Source organism: Collinsella sp. WCA1-178-WT-3 (M1), assembly GCF_009696325.1.
Taxonomy (GTDB): Bacteria; Actinomycetota; Coriobacteriia; order Coriobacteriales; family Coriobacteriaceae; genus Collinsella.
On record NZ_VUME01000009.1, the window covers coordinates 17,062 to 35,984 of the forward strand.

Below are 18,923 nucleotides of genomic sequence, written 5' to 3' on the forward strand. Positions count from 1 at the left end.
AACGCTCACCTACACCTTCTCGGGTACGTACTTGCCCAAGAGGCCGGCAGGCTTGACGAGCAGAACGATGATCAAAACGCCAAAGACGATGGAGTTGGCAAGGCTCGTGGAAATGTAAGCCTGCGCCATCGCCTCGATGATGCCGATGAGAATGCCGCCGACAAAGGCACCGGGGATGGAGCCGATACCGCCGAAAACGGCAGCGTCGAAGGCCTTGATGCCAGGCATGGCGCCCGTGGTGGGCTGCAGAACCGGCGAGTAGGAGCACAGGAGCACACCGGCGATGGCGGCAAGGGCGGAGCCGATGGCGAACGTCATCGAGATGGTGCGGTTGACGTTGATGCCCATGAGCTGAGCGGCGGCCTTGTCCTCGGACACGGCGCGCATGGCCTTGCCCATCTTGGTCTTACCTGTAAAGATCATCAGACCGGCCATGATAACCAGGCAGGCGACGATGGTGACGAGCGAGACGGCACTTACGTTGAACTTGGCCAAGAACTCCGGCACCGGGAAGGTGACGAGCGAAGTGAAGTTCTTGGGCGTGGCGCCCCACAGAAGTTGCGCGGCATTCTGCAGGAAGTAGGACACACCGATGGCCGTGATCAGAACGGCCAGCGGGCCTGCTTGGCGCAGCGGCCTATAGGCCAGACCCTCAATGAGAACACCGAGAACCGTGCAGACCACACAAGAGAGAACTACAGATGCCCAGCCCGGGAGGCCGAGATACGACGTGGCGCAGAACGAGACATAGGCACCGACCATGATGACATCGCCGTGAGCGAAGTTGAGCATCTTGGCGATACCGTAGACCATGGTGTAGCCCAACGCGATGATGGCGTAGACGCTGCCCATGGACAGGCCGTTGACCAGGTATTGGATAAAGACCGTCATGTTCCACATCCCCCTTTCGAATAGGTTTCCAGTTGATGTATGAAACAGGGACGTTACGTTGTCCCCAGATACCAAGCAAGCAGGGAAGGCGAAAACCTCCCCTGCTTGGGATCAAAACCGCTCTATGTAAGGCGGCCTATTAGGCCAATACGTACTTGCCGTCGGTGATGACATACGCCGTAGGATCCTTCTGGACCTGGCCCTTGTCGTTCCAGGAGAGCTTGCCGGTCAGACCGTCAACGGTAATCTTGAGCATAGCCTTGGGCAGCTTCTCGGCGACCTCGGTCGGGTCGGCGTCGACACCAAGACCGGCCTCCTTGAGGGCCTCGACCACCGCGTGCACGCCGTCGTAGGCATCGGCGGCAAACTGGTCGGGGGTATCGCCGTACTTATCCTTGTAAGCGTTGACGAAGTCGGCGTTCTTCTCGTCGTCGGCGGAGAACGGGGTCATGAGCAGCAGACCCTCGGCAAGAGAGGTGTCGAAGCCCTCGACGCCCAGGATACCGTCCATGCCGTCGCATCCCATCATCTTGACGTCGTAGCCCATGTCCTTGGCGTTCTTGAGCAGGACGGACGCCGGCGTGTAGTAGATCGGCGCAAAGATCATGGTGGCGCCGGCCTGCTTGGCCTTGGTCAGCTGGTTGGTAAAGCTCGTAGCGGAGTCGTCCTTAAAGGTCTCTTCGTCAACAATCTCGAGCTTAGACTCAGCGGCCTGGGCCTTAAAGGAATCTGCAATGCCCGAAGAATAAGCGTCGCCGGAGTTATAGAACAGCACGAACTTCTCGTCCGCATACTTCTCTGCCAGGAACTTGGCAGCGTTGACGCCCTGGTTGGGGTCGGTAAAGCAAACCTGGAAGACGCAATCCTTTCCGTCGGTGACGTCCTCGGAGGACGCGGACGGGGTGATCATGAATGTCTTGGGGTCGTTACCGCACTCTGCGGCAACGGCAACCGACGCACCCGTGGTGGTCGGGCCGACGAGGGCCTGCATGCCCCAGTCGAGCAGGTTATTAAAGGCGTTGACGGCCTTCTCGCCGTCGGCCTGGTCGTCCTCGGCCTTGCTGGCAAGCGGCAGCTCCTTGGTGGAGAAGTCCTTGCAGCCAAGCTCGACGCCCTGGGTAACGGACTTGCCGTAAGACGCGGCGGCACCGGTCAGCGGGCCAATGGTGCCGATCTTAAACGAAGCGTCGCTCGAAGCGGAACCGCTGTCGCCGCCGTTGGAGGAGCAGCCAGCTAGAATGGACATCGCCCCCAGACCTGCTGCGCTCGCGATAACGCTCCTGCGATTCATAACAGGGTTCAATGACTTACCGGTGAGGCTCGACATGCGGCTCTCCTCTCAAATCTCGTCGGGTTTCGGTTACCCGACAGGCCATCCTCCGCCGTCTTCGGCGCTCGCAAAATAGTAGACGCTTTAGTTGAGAAAAGTGGCGATTATTTCAACTTTTCTTTTGCCTTGTCCATTTATCCATAATTATGCGTATTTCTTTCGGTTTATACAGTTTAAAGATTTTATTGTGTGAAAGTAATGTTTCCGTTTTGTTACAAGCTTTCCTGCCCTGAATAACATGGCCCCACCGGTCTCGTTATATGCACTTAGGCGGCGATGTACTTGCCGTCCTGAATCACATAGGCCGTAGCGGGCTTCTCGACTTGGCCCTCGTCGTTCCACGTGAGCTCGCCTGTCAGGCCCTCAATCTTGATCTTGCGCATAGCCTTGGCAAGGTCGCCGGCAATGTCGGCGCCGTCGACCGTAATGTCGATGTCCGCCTCATCGATTGCCTCGACAATCGCGTGGATGCAGTCATAAGCATCGGCGGCAAACTGGTTGGGCGTCTCGTTGTAGGCGTCCTTATATGCCTTGACGAAGTCGGCGTTCTTCTCATCGTCGGCAGAGAACGGGGTCATGAGCAGCACGCCCTCGGCAAGAGAGGTGTCGAAGCCCTCAACGGAGAGCAGGCCGTCCATGCCGTCGGTGCCCATGAGGGTCATGTCGTAGCCCATGTCCTTGGCGTTCTTGAGCAGGACGGACGCCGGCGTGTAATAGATCGGGGCAAAGATAAGCGTGGCGCCGGCCTCCTTGGCCTTGGTGAGCTGGTTGGTAAAGCTCGTGGAAGAGTCGTCCTTAAAGGTCTCGGTATCGACGATATCGAGCTTGGACGCCTTGGCCTGCTCGGCAAAAGCGTCGGCAACGCCCGAGCTATACGTATCGCCGGAGTTGTAGAACAGGGCGATCTTGGCGTCTGCATACTTCTCGGCCAGGAACTTCGCGGCGCTGGCGCCCATGGTGGGATCGGTGAAGCAAACCTGAAAGACCGTGGTCTTATCCTTGGTGACGTCGAGCGACGAGGCCGAAGGCGTGACCATGAGCATATCGTCGGCGATCTCGCCCGAGACGGCGACGGCGGCACCAGTCGTGACGGGGCCGACGAGCGCCTGCATGCCCCAGTCGCACAAGGTATTGAAGGCGTTGATGGCCTTCTCGCCGTCGGCGACGTCATCCTCGGACTTAAGCGAGAGTTTGAGATCCTTGGTCGAGAAATCCTTGGCGGCGAGCTTGGCACCTTTCTCGGCCGAAACGCCATAGGTTGCCGCGGCGCCGGTCAGAGGGCCGATGACACCGATCTTGAAGGTCTTACCGCCATCGGCGGAGCCGCCGTCTGAGCCACCCGACGAGCAACCAGCGAGTGCGGCAGCGCTGCCGAGCGCCGCGGCGCCGGCGAGAAAGTTCCTACGGCTGAGCGTGCTGTTGATGTTGAACATGGTGTCCCCCTTTTTCGCTGGCCGCGGTGCGGCCGTCTTGCGGTACGGGGCAAACCTTATGGCGCAAACGTTGACAGTTTGTTACGGAAGTTCGTTTGTAGCGAGCATGTTTCCAATGTTTCCGCAGCGTTTCGGGGGTGCCGTTTTGTGCGACTCCTGTTGCCTGGCGAGCGCGCGCTCTCGGTTCACGCTAGAATGCACTCAACATTACTTGATCAATCAATCTATAAGATGCACGAAGGAGCTATCTATGAGCGAACCCCTGCGCACCGTGAACGTCGGTCTGATCGGTCTGGGAACCGTCGGCGGCGGCGTGGCCCGTCTGATCAAGAGCCACCACGATGAGTACCTGGCCGCCTACGGCATCGACCTTAAGCTGACCCGCGCCTGCGCGCTTGCCTGGGAGCAGGCCGAGGCAGCCGGTATTGAGCGCGAGGCCTTTACGAGTGACTGGCACGACGTCGTTACCGACCCCGCCGTCGATATCGTCGTCGAGCTGATCGGCGGCGAGCATCCCGCGACCGAGATCTTCACCACCGCCTTTGAGCACGGCAAGCACGTCGTCTCTGCCAACAAGGCCCTGCTGGGCCGTCACGTCGAGACGCTTGCCGAGAAGGCGCGCGCGTGCGGCGTGCAGATTAAGTGCGAGGCCAGCTGCGGCGGCGGCATCCCCATCGTGAGCACGCTCGAGCACGACCTGGTGGGCAACAAGATCCTGACCATCGCCGGCATCCTCAACGGCACCACCAACTACATCCTGTCGCGCATGGACGCCGAGGGCGCCGATTACGCCGACGTGCTTGCCGACGCGCAGGCCAAGGGCTACGCCGAGGCCGACCCGTCCGCCGACGTCGACGGCTTCGACGCCGCCAGCAAGACGGCCATCCTCGCCTCCATCGGTTTTGGCACCCGCGTTACCACCGATGATGTGTACCAGCAGGGTATCCGCACCATCGGCGCCGAGGACATCGCCCAGGCCCGCGAGCTCGGCTACACCATTAAGTTGCTCGGCATCGCCCGCAACACCGAGGCCGGCGTCGACGTCCGCGTGCATCCCACGCTGATCCCCGCCGACCACATGCTCGCCAAGGTCAACGGCGCCATGAACGCCGTCTACGTGGTAGGCGACGCCGTGGGCGAGACCATGTTCTACGGTGCCGGCGCAGGCTCCTTCCCCACCGCGAGCGCCGTCGTGGGCGATATCCTGTCGCTCTCCGAGCAGATCAGCCGCGGCGTGGCTCCGCTGCCCGAGATTGAGCCCTATGGCCACAACCTCGCCTTTAAGCCCATGGACGAGCTCCAGACCAAGTACTATGTGCGCCTGAAGGTCGCCGACCGCGTGGGTGCCCTGTCCGAGACGGTCGATATCTTTGCCAAGCACAACATCTCGATCTCGCTCATCAACCAGGTCGAGGACGGCAAGTCGGGCGTCAGCGATGCCTGCTCGGTCATCTTCCTGACGCACCGCGCGCTCGAGAAGGACGTCCAGGCTGCCGCCGCCGAGCTTGCCAGCGTCGACTGCGTGGCCGAGGTCGCCAACGTCCTGCGCATCGAGAACGTCGAGGCCTGGACCGAAGGCGTCATGGCCAACTAACCCAACGCTCGCCCAGCAATACGCGCTTTGAGGGCTCCCGTCCGATGTGGGACGGGAGCCCTTTTGCCTCCTGCCCTAAGCACAACGGCAGAGCACATTTGCGCGAGCCGCTCATCGGTAACGCGCGCTGCCGTTCACCGATATGCAAACGCGGTCGATTCCGGCTACCGCTACGCTGTGCTGAGAATGTCCGCCCGCGATGAGAGGAAACACTATGTTGCTCGAGGGCAAGAAAGCGATCGTCACCGGAGGCACGCGCGGTATCGGCTATGCCATCGCCTGCCGTTTTATCGAAGAGGGTGCCGCAGTCACCGTCTTTGGCTCGCGCCAGGAGACTGCCGACGCGGCCGTTGAGAAGCTGGCGGCCGCCTATCCCGACGCCAAGGTCTGGGGCCGCTCCTGCGACCTCACCTCACTCGAGGCCGTAACCGAGGCTTTTACCCAGGCTGCAACCGACATGGGCGGCTTGGACACGGTCGTCAACAACGCCGGCATCTCCCAGCGCTCGCCGCTTTTGGACTACACGGCCGAGGAGTTCGCCAAAGTCATGGACCTCAACGTCGTCGCCGTCTTTAACGGTCACCAGGCGGCCGCCAAGATTATGACCGAGGCCGGCCACGGCGGCACCATCACCACCACGAGCTCGATGGTCGCCAAGTACGGTCAGCCCTCCGGCGTCGGTTACCCCACGTCCAAGTTTGCCGTCAACGGCATGGTCCAGTCGCTCTCGCGCGAGCTCGCCCCCATGGGCATTCGCGTCAATGCCGTCGCACCCGGCGTAACCAAGACCGATATGGTCGCCAACCTGCCCGAAGAGGTCATCAAGCCCATCATCGCCATCATTCCGCTGGGTCGCATGGGCGAGCCCGAGGATGTCGCCAACGCCTTTGTTTTCCTGGCGAGCGACATGTCCTCCTACGTCACGGGCGCCGTGCTCCCCGTCGACGGAGCCGCCCGCTCCTAAAGGTCGCAAGCCACGACTTCGAACCTCAACGAGGCCCAACGCAAAAGGCGCGCTGCCTGCATCAACCGCAGACAGCGCGCCTTCTTCTGTTTGTAAGGGAAACAGCGTCCCGGTATTTCAGCTCCGAACGGGACACAGCTTCCCTCAGGGCCATGTTTCGGAAAATGCGCCCCGTTTTGAACGCTAATTCTGGGACGCGCTTTCCGCAAGGCCTTTGATTCGGAAAGCGCGTCCCATTTTGAACCTTCAGACTGGGACGCGCTTTCCGGCAGGAGTCCAAAGCGGAAACCGCATCCCACTCCGGGCGTCCATTCTGGGATGTGACTTCCCGATGGGGGCCGATGCGGAAACTGCGTCCCGTTTCGGGTCTTTAAAGCGGGACGCGGCTTCCCCTAGGGAAGCATCTCGTTATTTGCCGTCGTCGTCCTGGGCTTCATCGCGCGCGTAGAGCTCCAGCATGCGGCGGCGGTATTCGCGCACGGCGAGCTTGGCGCGCTCCAGGCGGCGGCGCTCACGCGGAGTCAGCTTGGACGGGTCGATCTCGTCGCCATAGGTCTTCTCAGCCAGCAAATGAGCGGCGTCCACGATGCGGGCATCGATGTGGCCGCTTGCCGCCTCGATCGAGAGGCGGTCAGCAATGGAATCAAGGGTAGGTATGCCGTCGAGCGAACGCCCATGGCCATGCGAGGTCAGCAATTCGTGTTCGCGCGCGAGCAGGCTCGCTAGGTCGTGGTGAGCGCGCAGGATATCGAGTGCGTCGGCAGGGTGCTCGGCGACCTCTGCCACGGCAGTGGCCGGCGCGGCATCGACCACGCGATAGAAGAGCTGCGCGAGCAGCGGCATCAAGAACACCGTGATGGCACCGGCGGCTACCATAACCGAGGCGACGTCTTGCGACAGAGCGCCTGCGTTGACGGCCACACTCGTCACGGCAACGATGATCGGCAGGGCCGTGGTGCAGTACAGGGCCACGGTAATGCGGCCATACGCCGAAACGTCACGTGTCGCAGGACAAATGCTCATAGAGACAAGGATCGGCACGGCGCGAATGATCAGCAACGCCGCGATAAAGCCCACGAGCAGACCCGGGCGCGACGCCACGGCCGTCAGGTCAATCTTTGCGCCCGACACGGTAAAGAACACCGGAATCAAAAAGCCATAGGCCAGGCCATCGAGCTTGGTCTCGAGCGTATGGTTGCCCTCGGGGATGATATAGCGCAGGACAAAGCCAGCGGCAAAAGAGCCCAACACGATGTCGAGGTCAAAGATGGCGGAAAATGCCACGAGTGTGACCAGGATGAGCACCGTCAGGCGCACGAACGTCTGCGACGTCGTGTCGGCCCGTTCCTCGACAAACGCAAAGAAGCGGCTGCCGACGCGCTTGGAGCGGCTCGGAACCACGGCCAACAGCACACAGACCAGTGCAAACAAGCCAAGGATCACGAGCGTCTGGATACCAGTACGAGCGGAGAGCAGCACCGACATGGCAAGCACGGGACCGAGCTCTCCCCACGTGCCATAGGCAAGGATGGAGTCGCCCACGCGCGTGCCGGTCAGCGAACGCTCACGCATGATGGGCACGAGCGTGCCGAGCGCCGTCGAAGTGAGCGCCAGCGTCACGGCGATACCGTCGAAATGGCTGACCGAGAACCACGGGGTAAAGCGCACGGCAAGCCAGGCGATGCTAAACGTGACGACCCACGTCGCCATACCGTAGCGTCCCTCGACGCCCGTGATGTTCTTGGGGTCGATCTCAAAGCCGGCAAGCAGGAACAAAAAGGCCAGACCGAGCTCGGACACAAGCGATACCTCGGCATCTACATGGATGACGCCGAGCATGTGAGGTCCCAGCACCGCGCCGAACACGAGCAAAAAGACCGTCTCGGGAACGGGCTTTCCGGGAATCGCCGATGCGATAAAGGGGCTTGCGAAGGCCACAAGCGCGATGATGGCGAGCGAAACGAATGCCATGTGATGCCTTTCTCTTGTTTGCGCTTCACTGTAGCACCCTCGCCGTCCTCAATACGCCATGAGCTGTCGTATCATAGTGACGTTTACAAACATGTGGCTCAAGGCGACCGCGAGGCTTGTCCCGCAAACCGACCGCTGCCGCATACCGCACCGTACGCCCAACCGATCAGGAAGGCAGGAACCAATGGTCTCTCGTATTTACGTGGAGAAGAAACCCGGGTTCGACGTCGAGGCTCAGCAGCTCAAGGGCGAGCTGACCGAAATTCTCGGCATCAAGGGCATCGAGGCCCTGAGGATCATCAACCGCTACGACGTCGAGGGCATCGATGAGGAGCTTTTCCGCTCCTGCGTGCCGACCGTCTTTAGCGAGCCCCAGGTCGATGTGACCTACGACGAACTCCCCGCAAGCGATGGCGCCGTCTTTGCCGTCGAATTCCTGCCTGGCCAGTTTGACCAGCGCGCCGACTCCGCCAGCGAGTGCGTGCAGCTCATCAGCCAGGGCGAGCGCCCCGCCGTGCGCTCCGCCAAGGTCTATATGATCTCGGGCGCTCTGGACGAAGCCGCCATCGAGGCCATCAAGCACTACGTGGTGAATCCCGTCGAGGCCCGCATCGCCTCGCTCGACCTACCCGAGACACTGTACATGGAGACCCCCGAGCCCCAGCCCGTCGAGGTGCTCGACGGCTTCCGCGAACTCGACGAGGCCAGCCTTGCCGCCTTTATCTCCGAGCGCGGCCTTGCCATGGACGAGGCGGACATCGCCTTCTGCCAGCAGTACTTCCGCGATGAGGACCGCGACCCCACCATCACCGAGATCCGCGTGATCGACACCTATTGGTCCGACCACTGCCGCCACACCACCTTCGGTACCGTCCTGGACGACGTGACAATCGATGACGCCGTGGTACAGCAGGCCTTCGACCGCTATATGGAGATGCGCCACGAGCTCGGTCGCGACGCCAAGCCCGTCTGCCTCATGGACATGGGCACCATCGGTGCCAAGTACCTTAAGAAGACCGGCGTCATGACCGATGTCGACGAGTCCGAGGAGATCAACGCCTGCACCGTCAAGGTGAAGGTCGATGTCGACGGCGAGGACCAGGACTGGCTGTTCCTGTTTAAGAACGAGACCCACAACCACCCGACCGAGATCGAGCCCTTCGGCGGTGCCGCCACCTGCGTGGGCGGCGCCATCCGCGACCCGCTCTCTGGCCGCAGCTATGTGTACCAGGCCATGCGCGTCACCGGCGCCGGCGACCCCACCGTCCCGGTCTCCGAGACGCTCGAGGGCAAGCTGCCGCAGCGCAAGCTCGTGACCACCGCTGCCGCCGGCTACTCCAGCTACGGCAACCAGATCGGCCTTGCCACCGGTCAGGTCAACGAACTCTATCACCCCGGCTATGTGGCCAAGCGCATGGAGGTCGGCGCCGTCGTGGGCGCCACCCCGGCAAACCACGTGCGTCGCGAGTGCCCCGCCCCCACCGACAAGATCATCCTGCTGGGCGGCCGCACCGGCCGTGACGGCATCGGCGGTGCCACCGGCTCCTCCAAGACTCAGAATACCGATTCCATCGAGACCTCGGGCGCCGAGGTCCAGAAGGGCAACGCCCCGGTCGAGCGCAAGCTGCAGCGTCTGTTCCGCCGCGGCGACGCCTGCCGCCTGATCAAGCGCTGCAACGACTTTGGCGCCGGCGGCGTCTCGGTCGCCGTGGGCGAGCTTGCCGACGGCCTGTATGTCGACCTGGACACCGTGACCAAGAAGTACGATGGCCTGGACGGAACCGAGCTCGCTATCTCCGAGTCCCAGGAGCGCATGGCCTGCGCCGTCGCCGACGGTGACGTCGAGGAGTTCATGGGTTATGCCGCCGAGGAGAACCTGGAGGCGACCGTCATCGCCGAGGTCACCGCCGAGCCGCGCATGCGTATGGCCTGGAACGGCGTCGCCATCGTCGATCTGTCCCGCGAGTTCCTCAACTCCAACGGCGCACCCAAGCACCAGGTCGCCCGCGTGTGTGCCCGTAGCGTGTGGCAACCCAGCTGGGCCGGCACCACGCTTGCCGAGCGCATGACCTCGCTTGTCACCGATCTCAACGTCGCCTCCAACAAGGGCCTTTCCGAGCGCTTCGACTCCACCATCGGTGCCGCTACCGTGCTCATGCCCTTTGGCGGCAAGACGCAGCTCACCCCGAGCTCTGCCATGGTCGCCAAGTTCCCCGTGGACGGCGAGACCACCACGGCGAGCGCTATGGCATGGGGCTTCAACCCCTACCTGATGGAGGCCGACCAGTTTGCAGGCGCCTACCTGTCCGTGGTCGAGTCCATCGCCAAGCTCGTTGCCGCCGGCTTTGAGCACAAGCGCGCCTACCTCTCCTTCCAGGAGTACTTTGAGCGCCTGCGCACCGAGCCCGAACGTTGGGGCAAGCCCATGGCAGCCGTCCTGGGCGCCCTTATGGCCCAGGTCGACCTGGGTGCCGGCGCCATCGGCGGCAAGGATTCCATGAGCGGCTCGTTTGAGGACGAGGCCGGCGAGCTCAACGTTCCGCCGACCCTGATCAGCTTCGCTGTCGCCGTGGGCCGTGCCGCCCGCGCCGTCTCCCCCGAGTTTAAGGGCCTCACGCACCGCGTCGTTCGCATTGCCCCCGCCACCTATGGCGAGGACTACCGCCCCGATGCCCAGCAGCTGCTCGCCGCGTTTGACGCCGTCGAGGCGCTCACCGCTACCGGCGACGCCCTGGCCGTCTCCACGCCCGGCTACGGCTGCGGCGCCGAGAGCCTCTTTAAGATGTGCGTCGGCAACCAGATCGGTATCGAGCTTGCCGAAGATGTGGACGTGGAGAGCCTCTTCACCCCGCTCTACGGCAGCTTTATCGTCGAGCTCGCCGAGGACGCCGAGCTGCCCGAGGTTGCCGACGGCGTTGTCGTCGAGCCCCTGGGTACCACCGTCGAGGGCTATGTCATCGACACCGGCTCCGAAGTCATCGAGCTCGCCGAGCTCCAGGAGGCCTGGGAGAGCGGTATCGAAGGCGTCTTCGCCTACCGCAGCGCCAGCGAGACCCCCGAGGTCGAGGCCATCGACTTCCGCGCCAAGGATATCCACGTGTACGGCGGCGCCAAGATCGCCCGCCCGCGCGTGATCATCCCTGTGTTCCCCGGCAACAACTGCGAGTACGATAGCGCCCGCGCCTTCCGCGCCGCCGGCGCCGAGGCCGACACCTTCGTGATCAACAACCTCACGCCCGAGGCCGTCGCCGAGAGCACCCACGAGCTCGCCCGCCGCATCCGTGCAAGCCAGATCGTCATGATTCCCGGCGGCTTCTCGGGCGGCGACGAGCCCGACGGCTCCGCCAAGTTCATCACGGCGTTCTTCCGCGCTCCCGAGGTCACCGAGGCAGTCCGCGACCTGCTCAAGGCCCGCGACGGCCTGATGCTGGGCATCTGCAACGGCTTCCAGGCCCTGATCAAGCTCGGCCTGGTGCCCTACGGCGACATCGTCGACGCCACGCCCGATGCGCCCACGCTGACGTTCAACACCATCGGTCGCCATCAGAGCCGTCTGGTGCGCACCCGCATCTCGTCCAACCTGTCCCCGTGGCTGTCGCAGTGCAGTCTGGACGACCCCTACACCGTCGCCATCAGCCACGGCGAGGGCCGCTTTGTCGCCAACGATGAAGTGCTCGCCCAGCTGATCGCCAACGGCCAGGTCGCCACGCAGTACGTGGGCGAGGATGGCAAGCCCAGCATGGATCTCTCCGTCAACCCCAACGGCTCCGCGCTCGCCATCGAGGGCATCACGAGCCCCGACGGCCGCGTCCTGGGCAAGATGGGCCATGCCGAGCGTCGCGGCGACAACCTGTACCGCAACGTGCCCGAGCATGTCCCCGGCGATAAGTTCATGCCGATCTTTGAGAGCGGCGTAGCCTACTTCGCTTAAATACGTTCCCATCGGGTACAATCCCCTCGGGTAACAACACCCGCCACCGGCACACCCGGTGGCGGGTTCTTTTTTACTTCGCGCATACAGGAAGGACATCATGGAAAGCCGCAAGCCGTATCTCGCCACCCTGCCCGGACTCATCCTGGGCTGCCTCGTCTGCTGCGCACTCTGGGGGTCGGCTTTCCCCTGCATCAAGATCGGCTATGAGCTCTTTGGCATCCCCGCGCACGATAGCGCCTCGCAGCTGCTCTTTGCGGGCTTGCGCTTCACGCTTGCCGGCGCCCTGGTTATCGTTGGGATGAGCGCGGCCCAGCGCTGCCCACTCGTTCCACAGGCTCGCGACATTAAGCCCATCTGCATCCTGTCGCTCTTCCAGACTATCGGGCAGTACTTCTTTTTCTACCTGGGACTCTCGCGCGCCAGCGCCATGTCGAGTTCCATCATCGAGGCCAGCGCCAACTTCCTCGCCATCCTCTTTGCCGCTCTGGCGTTTCGCACCGAAAAGCTCGATGCGACCAAGGTGCTCGGCTGCGTACTGGGATTTGCCGGCGTCGCATTCGTCAACCTTTCGGGTGCGGACGGCACCTTTGGCTTTACACTCGACGGCGAGGGATTTATCTTGGCTTCCACTATTGCGGGCGCCCTGTCGACCTGCCTCATTGGCATCTTCTCGCGCGAGCATGACGGCGTCTTGCTCGCCGGCTGGCAGTTTTTAGTCGGCGGTTTGATCCTTACCGCCATCGGGTTTTTGATGGGCGGCGCGCTATTCCCCACCGAAATCGCCCCCGCCATCGCGCTCATCATTTATATGGCGCTCATTTCCGCCGTCGCGTACTCGCTGTGGTCCCGCCTACTCGCCGTCAACCCCGTTAGCCGCGTTTCGGTCTTTGGCTTTATGAACCCGGTCTTTGGCGTACTGTTGAGCGCGTTGTTGCTCGGAGAGGGCGCTGGCACGAGCCCCGTTACCGTAATTGTGGCCCTGCTCTTGGTCTGCAGTGGCATCATCATTGTCAACAGGCCCAAAAAGGCCTAACGAATTGCTCTAATTTAGCAGAGGGGATTCACATACTTTAGTTTAATGGAGTACATCGGAGAGCCAAGGGCCGCCATGCACGCAAGCGTGTGCCCCTTTTTCTAGCGTATCTGGGCGCCGGCTTTCTTCTTCTCGCGCTTTACGCGGTAGAGCTCCGCGTCGGCAGCACGGAGCAAGTCTTGCCAGGTATCGACGCCATCACCAACCCGTGCGTAGCCGATGGACATCCGCAACAGATACGGAACCTCGGCGCGCGCGAGCTCGTCGTTGATTGCCGCGCACAGATGCAAGATATCCTGCTCCGCTATCGCCTTTTGAAGCACCACGAACTCATCGCCGCCATAACGCGCGATAAAGCTACCAGACGCCGAGCAGACTTCTTTGAGCGCAGCGGATATGACCTGAAGAGCATGGTCGCCCTCCACATGTCCATAGCGGTCGTTAATCTGCTTAAAGCCGTCGGCGTCCATCACAAGCAGATACACGTCTTTGGCCTGATCCACATTTGAGAAGAGCGACAGTATATAGGTCTCAAAACGGTTGCGATTGTTGAGGCCAGTCAACGGGTCGGTCGAGATGAGCTGCTCCTGGAAGACAATGTAGAGCAGCAATATGCTAATCATTATGCCGACACAAAGGCCGGGCAACGAGTATACAACCTGAAAGGTACCGCCCACCAGGGCCGGAATGGCGAAAAATGCCAAGGTTCGATAGATGGTCTTCGTCTGCAGGCTCTCGACCCTGCGAGACTGCACAAACGCATGTAGGGACGTATGTATAACGTAACAGTAGCTGACAATGGGCTGGATCATATAAGCAGAGCCGCGACTATACACGCCCTGCGAATCGATATAGAACAGGGCGTGCGTCCAGTAACTGGTAAACGCCAGCACGACCACCAGAACCGTAGGCGACGCTACAAGCACCACCCTATAGCGCGAGGCCAAAAGGCGAGAACCCTGCACCGTCTCGGAATAGATAAACCAAGTGAGACACACGATGGCAAAGAGCGAAAACGAAACCGCGTTGGAAATCCAGTTGACAGCAATGCCCAACGTGCCGTCCACACCATCCAATAGCACCCAGATCATATCGAATAATATGTACGCGGCAGAGGTGTAGCCAAGCATGCTAAACAATAGCTGCTGGGTGCTCGAGAACAAGGAGCGACGACTCCGCACGGCAAGCCCGATAAGAACAATCATGCTTAGCAGGAATATCTCAATCTTGAGCGCCTTAACCACCAGGCCCATCTCCCCATCATCAAACCGACAGCGCTTCTCCGAGCCGCACGTATCACCATAACTCCCCCAATCCAGAGGGGAATGAGGGAATAATACCAGAGCGCCCGGGCGCTCTCACGGCGCGAGTTGCACGCCAGCATCATTGATGGGCGCCGATGGCTACTCGCCATCGATGTCGGCCGCGACGGCTTCCTCGATGGCCTCGACACCGGCGGGCGACAGGTCTTCCTTGCCCTGGCAGAACTTCTTATCGACCCAACCGGTCAGAATCGGAGCCATGATTGCCGTAATGATGACGGCGGTGGCGATCTGAGCGTATGCGGTGGGCGCAAGATCGGCATAGCGCGGCGCGACCTCGGCAAGAGCAACCGGCGTGGTCATAGCCGTGCCGGCGATGGTGGAACAAGCCACGGCGGCTTTGCCGCTACCGCCGCACAGGCGCTCGAACGCAAAGGTGATGGGACCGACGACAAACAACGTGACAAGGCCCAGCAAGATGCCGGAAATGCCGCCGGTGATAAAGCTCGACAGGCTCATAGACGCACCGAGCTGAAATCCGATGACGGCGATCGCAGGATTGGTGCCGGGAACCAGCAGGTTCTTGATGAACGGGAAGAGGTTGCCCAAAACCATGCCAATCACGAGCGGCAGGATGGAACCGATGATGGTACCAACGGGAATGTTGGCAAGACCAGAGACACCAAGAATGATCATGGTAACCGCAGGGCCCGCCGTGAAGAACAGGATGCCCACGGCGCCCTGCTCGGACTCGTCGCCAAACTCGCCCATGATGCCCGTGTAGAGCGCCATGTTGCAAAACGTAATGCCGCCGATGATGGAAACCGAGCTCAGGCCCAAAAAGTTGTCATTAAAGAAATACGCAACGCTCAAGCCCAGCACGGCTGCCACCACAAGCTTAGGAATCAGTACGACGATGCCGGTCTTGATGGCACCCGGCGTGGACTTAAAGCTGATGCCGGCACCCACGAACAACAGGATCGCGGCGACGATGGTATTGGAACCGCCGCGGCAGGCGGCGGTAAAGAAGCCGCCGATCTCGAAGACCTGCGGGCAGAAGGTATTGAGCAAAAGGCCGACGATCATCGGGTAGATCATGATGTCACCCGGAATGCGCGGTACTTTGAATTTCTTTTGCTCGTTGGCGATCGCTTCCTGTGCCATGAAACCCCCATTTCCGCCGACGCAGAACAAAAGCCCACGTCATGCTTTGCTACAGTAAAGTTTGACCATGGTACCAGAAGAAGCAGACCGGCTCGGTGAGAAATCCGATTCGTGGGGCCCGGACGGTAAACGCACCCCACTCCTATACGAGGCTCAAAACGATATAGAGCCCGATACCCGAGACGCAGCACCACAACATCGACTTTGTCTTGATTGCCACCGCAGCGACGCCGACAGCCGCTGCGAAAAGAGCAGGCAAATAAAGAGCGATGTGCAGACGAAACCCGCAATAGCGGTGGGAACATCGACAACGGCGCACCTATCGCAACATTGGTAAGCATCACCGGCCAGACGGTTTTAACGATTTTGAGCACCATAGCGTTCCTCGTCCCGACAAGCTTTCCGAGCCGCATTCGACGACATGGCAGAATCATCGCCCGGCGGCAACCGAGTTCACCTACAATTGCCACCGGATCGAAAGACACAGAAAGACACAGCTTTTTTAGGAAGTCGTTATGACAGCTATCGATCGAACGGGGGCAATCGCGGCCTTCAGGACCTACACCGATGCCTACGATGCCGCCAATCCGCGTATCGCGCTCAAAATCGAGCATACGTACCACGTTGCCGAGGCATGCGATGCCGTGGCACGCAAGCAGGGCTGGTCACCGCAGGACATTGACCTGGCGTGGCTTTGTGGGCTGTTGCACGATATGGGCCGCTTTGAGCAGCTGCGACGCTGGGACACGTTTAAGGATGCCGAGAGCATGAGCCATGCGAAGTTGGGCCTCGAGGTCCTCTTTGGCAAAAACCCTGCAGACGCGCCCGCGGCAACAAGTATCCGCGACTTTATCGACAGCCCGGCAGAAGACGAGCTCATCCGCGCGAGCATCGCCTATCACAGTGACTTTCGCCTGCCGGCACAACTCGACGAGCGTACACGGTGCTTCTGCGATATCGTGCGCGATGGCGACAAAATCGACATTATGCGCACCATCGCCGACAGCACCGTCGACACCATCCTCAAGGTGGATGAGGACGCATTTCTCGCCAGCCACTTCTCGGCGCCGACGTTGGCCGCCTTTGACGAGCACCGCTGCGTCGCACGTGATGAACGCGACGAGCCCGCGGACTACCTGGTAGGACTCATCTGCTTTATGTTTGAGCTCGTCTATCCGGCGAGCCGCGCGCTGGCGCGCGAGCAGGGCGATATCTACCGCCTGCTCGACGCGCCCTTTGGTATTACGCAGCCCTTTACCGACCCCGCCACACAGGCAACCTGGAGCCGTCTTAGGGAAGAGATGCGCGACTGGCTGGCGCGCGCCTAGCGCTCAAGCTGGGCTAGCAGCTCCTCGACGACCTCGACGGCATCACCGACAACCTTGTACTGGGCAGCACCAAAGATGGGGGCATCCGGGTCCTCGTTGATGGCGATGATGCATTCCGCCCCACCGATGCCGGCAAGATGCTGGATGGCGCCCGAAACACCGATACTCACAAGCATCTTGGGCGAAACCGATACGCCCGTCTGGCCAATCTGATGGCGATACTCCAACCAGCCGGCCTCCACGACAGGTCGCGTGCAGCCAAGCTCGGCTCCCAGAGCCTCGGCGAGCCTTCGCATCAGCGGCAGGTTTTTCTTGGAACCAATGCCGCGACCTACCACGACCAGGCGCTCGGCATCGGCGATTGAAGCCTGCTGTCCCCACTCCTCGGCGGGAATCGAGATCTCGACACGAGCCTTAGCATCATCCGCAAGTGCTATCTGGGTGATCGTGCCGGAGCGGCCGTAGTCAAAGTCGGGCGCCTTAAAGATGCCGGGGCGCACCGTTGCCATCTGGGGACGATGATTGGGGCAGACGATGGTGGCCATCAGGTTGCCGCCAAACGCCGGACGCGTCTGTTGCAGCAGCCCCGTCTCCGTATCCATCGAAAGCACGGTGCAGTCAGCCGTAAGGCCCGTCTGCAAACGCACGGCAACGCCGGGTGCCAGTTCGCGGCCAAAGGCGGTCGCTCCGTACAGAATGGCCTCGGGCTTGCGCTCTGCCACCAAATCGCAGATGAGGCGAGCGTAGACCTCCACATCGTTCTGGCGCAGACGCTCGTCGCGACAGATCAGGACCTCGTCTGCACCGGCGCAAACCAGATGCTCCAGGTCACCGAGAGAACCCTCGGGGCCCATGCCGACCAGCGCCACCAGGCGACAGCCGCGTGTATCCGAAAGCTCGCGGCCCTTGCCCATGAGCTCGAAGGCAACGGGAGCCACCGTATCGTGCTCGTCGGTCTGCGCGAATACCCAAATGTCTCGATATGCATCGAGGTCAACCGCGCCGGCGGCCTCGTCGCGCTCGATCGAAATGGCATTGACGGGGCAAGCGTCGACGCACCCGCCGCATAAGATGCAGCCGTCGGTTACGCGGGCGCAACGGTTGGGCCGCTCGCCTTCCACTACGATGCCGCCCGAGGCACAGGCGCGAACGCAGCGACCACAGCCGATACAGGCTTCGCTATCGATAATCAGTCCGCTCATCTATGCCATCCCCTCGATAATCTTGGCAAGTTTCGCCGCCTGCTCGGACGCCGTTCCGTCAACGGCCTCGCACGTTTGGTCGCGGTCGGGCACAAACGATCGCACGACCTGTGTCGGCGAGCCGGCAAGACCGCAGCGCGCGGGGTCGGCGTTCACGTCGGCAGCGTTGACCACGCGCACGTCCGCCTCCTCGGCCGCACGAATACCGGCGATACTCGGCATACGCAGTTGGCCAATCTCCTTGGCAGTCGTCATCGCGCACGGCATCTCAAGATAGACCGTCTCCTCGCCGGCATCGCAGCCGTGAACAAGCGCCAGTGAACCACAGGTCGTAAAGCCCGCACTCTGCACGCAACTCACGTCGGTCACGCAGGGAATCTCGAAGGCACCGGCAAGCTCGGGACCAATCTGGGCCGTATCGCCGTCCACCGCCATCTTGCCGCAGATGAGCAGGTCGAAGTCCTCGTCGAGCGCCTCGATGCCGCACTTCAGGGCATAGGTGGTTGCCAGGGTATCGGCACCTGCAAAGGCGCGATCGGTTAGCAGCAGTGCGTCATCGGCGCCTCGGGCGATGCAGTCGCGCAATAGCGATTCAGTCGCGGGGATGCCCATCGACACCACCGTTACGCGCACGTCCATGCCAAAGCCGATAAAGTCGTCCTTCAGCGCCAGCGCGCATTCCAAAGCGCTCGCGTCAAAGGGATTAATGACCGCCTGCTTGCCATCGCGCACGATGGTATTGGTCTTGGGGTCCATCTTGACCTCGGTGCTGCCCGGCACCGCCTTGACGCACACCACCATATGGAAATCGCTCATC

General features: G+C 61.5%; 13 protein-coding genes. 5 read left to right on the forward strand and 8 right to left on the reverse strand.

Annotated elements, in window-relative coordinates:
• Positions 1-9: 9 nt before the first annotated feature.
• The 3 genes from FYJ40_RS06485 to FYJ40_RS06495 form a co-directional block, all read right to left on the reverse strand.
• Positions 10-891, reverse strand: a complete 882-nt coding sequence (locus FYJ40_RS06485; RefSeq protein WP_154517188.1) for a branched-chain amino acid ABC transporter permease — start codon at positions 889-891, stop codon at positions 10-12.
• Between the two features lie 139 nt (positions 892-1,030).
• Positions 1,031-2,218, reverse strand: coding sequence for an ABC transporter substrate-binding protein (locus FYJ40_RS06490; RefSeq protein ID WP_154517185.1), 1,188 nt, complete (start codon positions 2,216-2,218; stop codon positions 1,031-1,033).
• A 269-nt stretch (positions 2,219-2,487) separates the two neighbouring features.
• Positions 2,488-3,654, reverse strand: coding sequence for an ABC transporter substrate-binding protein (locus tag FYJ40_RS06495; RefSeq protein WP_154517182.1), 1,167 nt, complete (start codon positions 3,652-3,654; stop codon positions 2,488-2,490).
• 250 nt (positions 3,655-3,904) lie between these two features.
• Here FYJ40_RS06495 and FYJ40_RS06500 point away from each other — a divergent pair, with 250 nt between their 5' ends.
• Together FYJ40_RS06500 and FYJ40_RS06505 are read left to right on the forward strand one after the other, a co-directional pair.
• Positions 3,905-5,248: a homoserine dehydrogenase gene (locus FYJ40_RS06500; protein WP_154517179.1), complete on the forward strand. Its 1,344-nt coding sequence runs from the start codon at positions 3,905-3,907 to the stop codon at positions 5,246-5,248.
• 214 nt (positions 5,249-5,462) lie between these two features.
• Positions 5,463-6,212, forward strand: a complete 750-nt coding sequence (locus tag FYJ40_RS06505; RefSeq protein ID WP_154517176.1) for an SDR family NAD(P)-dependent oxidoreductase — start codon at positions 5,463-5,465, stop codon at positions 6,210-6,212.
• A gap of 408 nt (positions 6,213-6,620) precedes the next feature.
• On the opposite strand, the gene FYJ40_RS06510 is transcribed toward FYJ40_RS06505, so the two are convergent.
• Positions 6,621-8,183, reverse strand: coding sequence for a cation:proton antiporter (locus FYJ40_RS06510; protein ID WP_154517170.1), 1,563 nt, complete (start codon positions 8,181-8,183; stop codon positions 6,621-6,623).
• A gap of 184 nt (positions 8,184-8,367) precedes the next feature.
• Here FYJ40_RS06510 and FYJ40_RS06515 point away from each other — a divergent pair, with 184 nt between their 5' ends.
• Both FYJ40_RS06515 and FYJ40_RS06520 read left to right on the forward strand, forming a co-directional pair.
• Positions 8,368-12,114, forward strand: coding sequence for a phosphoribosylformylglycinamidine synthase (locus FYJ40_RS06515; protein ID WP_154517167.1), 3,747 nt, complete (start codon positions 8,368-8,370; stop codon positions 12,112-12,114).
• A gap of 100 nt (positions 12,115-12,214) precedes the next feature.
• A complete protein-coding gene (locus FYJ40_RS06520) occupies positions 12,215-13,150 on the forward strand; it encodes a DMT family transporter (protein ID WP_154517164.1) in 936 nt (311 codons plus the stop codon).
• A gap of 101 nt (positions 13,151-13,251) precedes the next feature.
• Here the strand turns inward: FYJ40_RS06520 and FYJ40_RS06525 are convergent, their stop codons facing one another.
• Positions 13,252-14,403, reverse strand: coding sequence for a diguanylate cyclase (locus FYJ40_RS06525; protein WP_154517161.1), 1,152 nt, complete (start codon positions 14,401-14,403; stop codon positions 13,252-13,254).
• A 150-nt stretch (positions 14,404-14,553) separates the two neighbouring features.
• Positions 14,554-15,576, reverse strand: a complete 1,023-nt coding sequence (locus FYJ40_RS06530; RefSeq protein ID WP_154517158.1) for a 2-keto-3-deoxygluconate permease — start codon at positions 15,574-15,576, stop codon at positions 14,554-14,556.
• A gap of 515 nt (positions 15,577-16,091) precedes the next feature.
• On the opposite strand from FYJ40_RS06530, the gene FYJ40_RS06535 reads away from it, so the two are divergent.
• Positions 16,092-16,904, forward strand: a complete 813-nt coding sequence (locus FYJ40_RS06535; protein ID WP_154517155.1) for an HD domain-containing protein — start codon at positions 16,092-16,094, stop codon at positions 16,902-16,904.
• Here the strand turns inward: FYJ40_RS06535 and FYJ40_RS06540 are convergent.
• Both FYJ40_RS06540 and FYJ40_RS06545 read right to left on the reverse strand, forming a co-directional pair.
• Complete coding sequence (locus FYJ40_RS06540; protein ID WP_154517152.1) at positions 16,901-18,106, reverse strand: electron transfer flavoprotein subunit alpha; 1,206 nt, start codon at positions 18,104-18,106, stop codon at positions 16,901-16,903. The genes FYJ40_RS06535 and FYJ40_RS06540 overlap by 4 nt on opposite strands.
• Complete coding sequence (locus FYJ40_RS06545; RefSeq protein WP_154517150.1) at positions 18,107-18,922, reverse strand: electron transfer flavoprotein subunit beta/FixA family protein; 816 nt, start codon at positions 18,920-18,922, stop codon at positions 18,107-18,109.
• Position 18,923 lies beyond the last annotated feature (1 nt).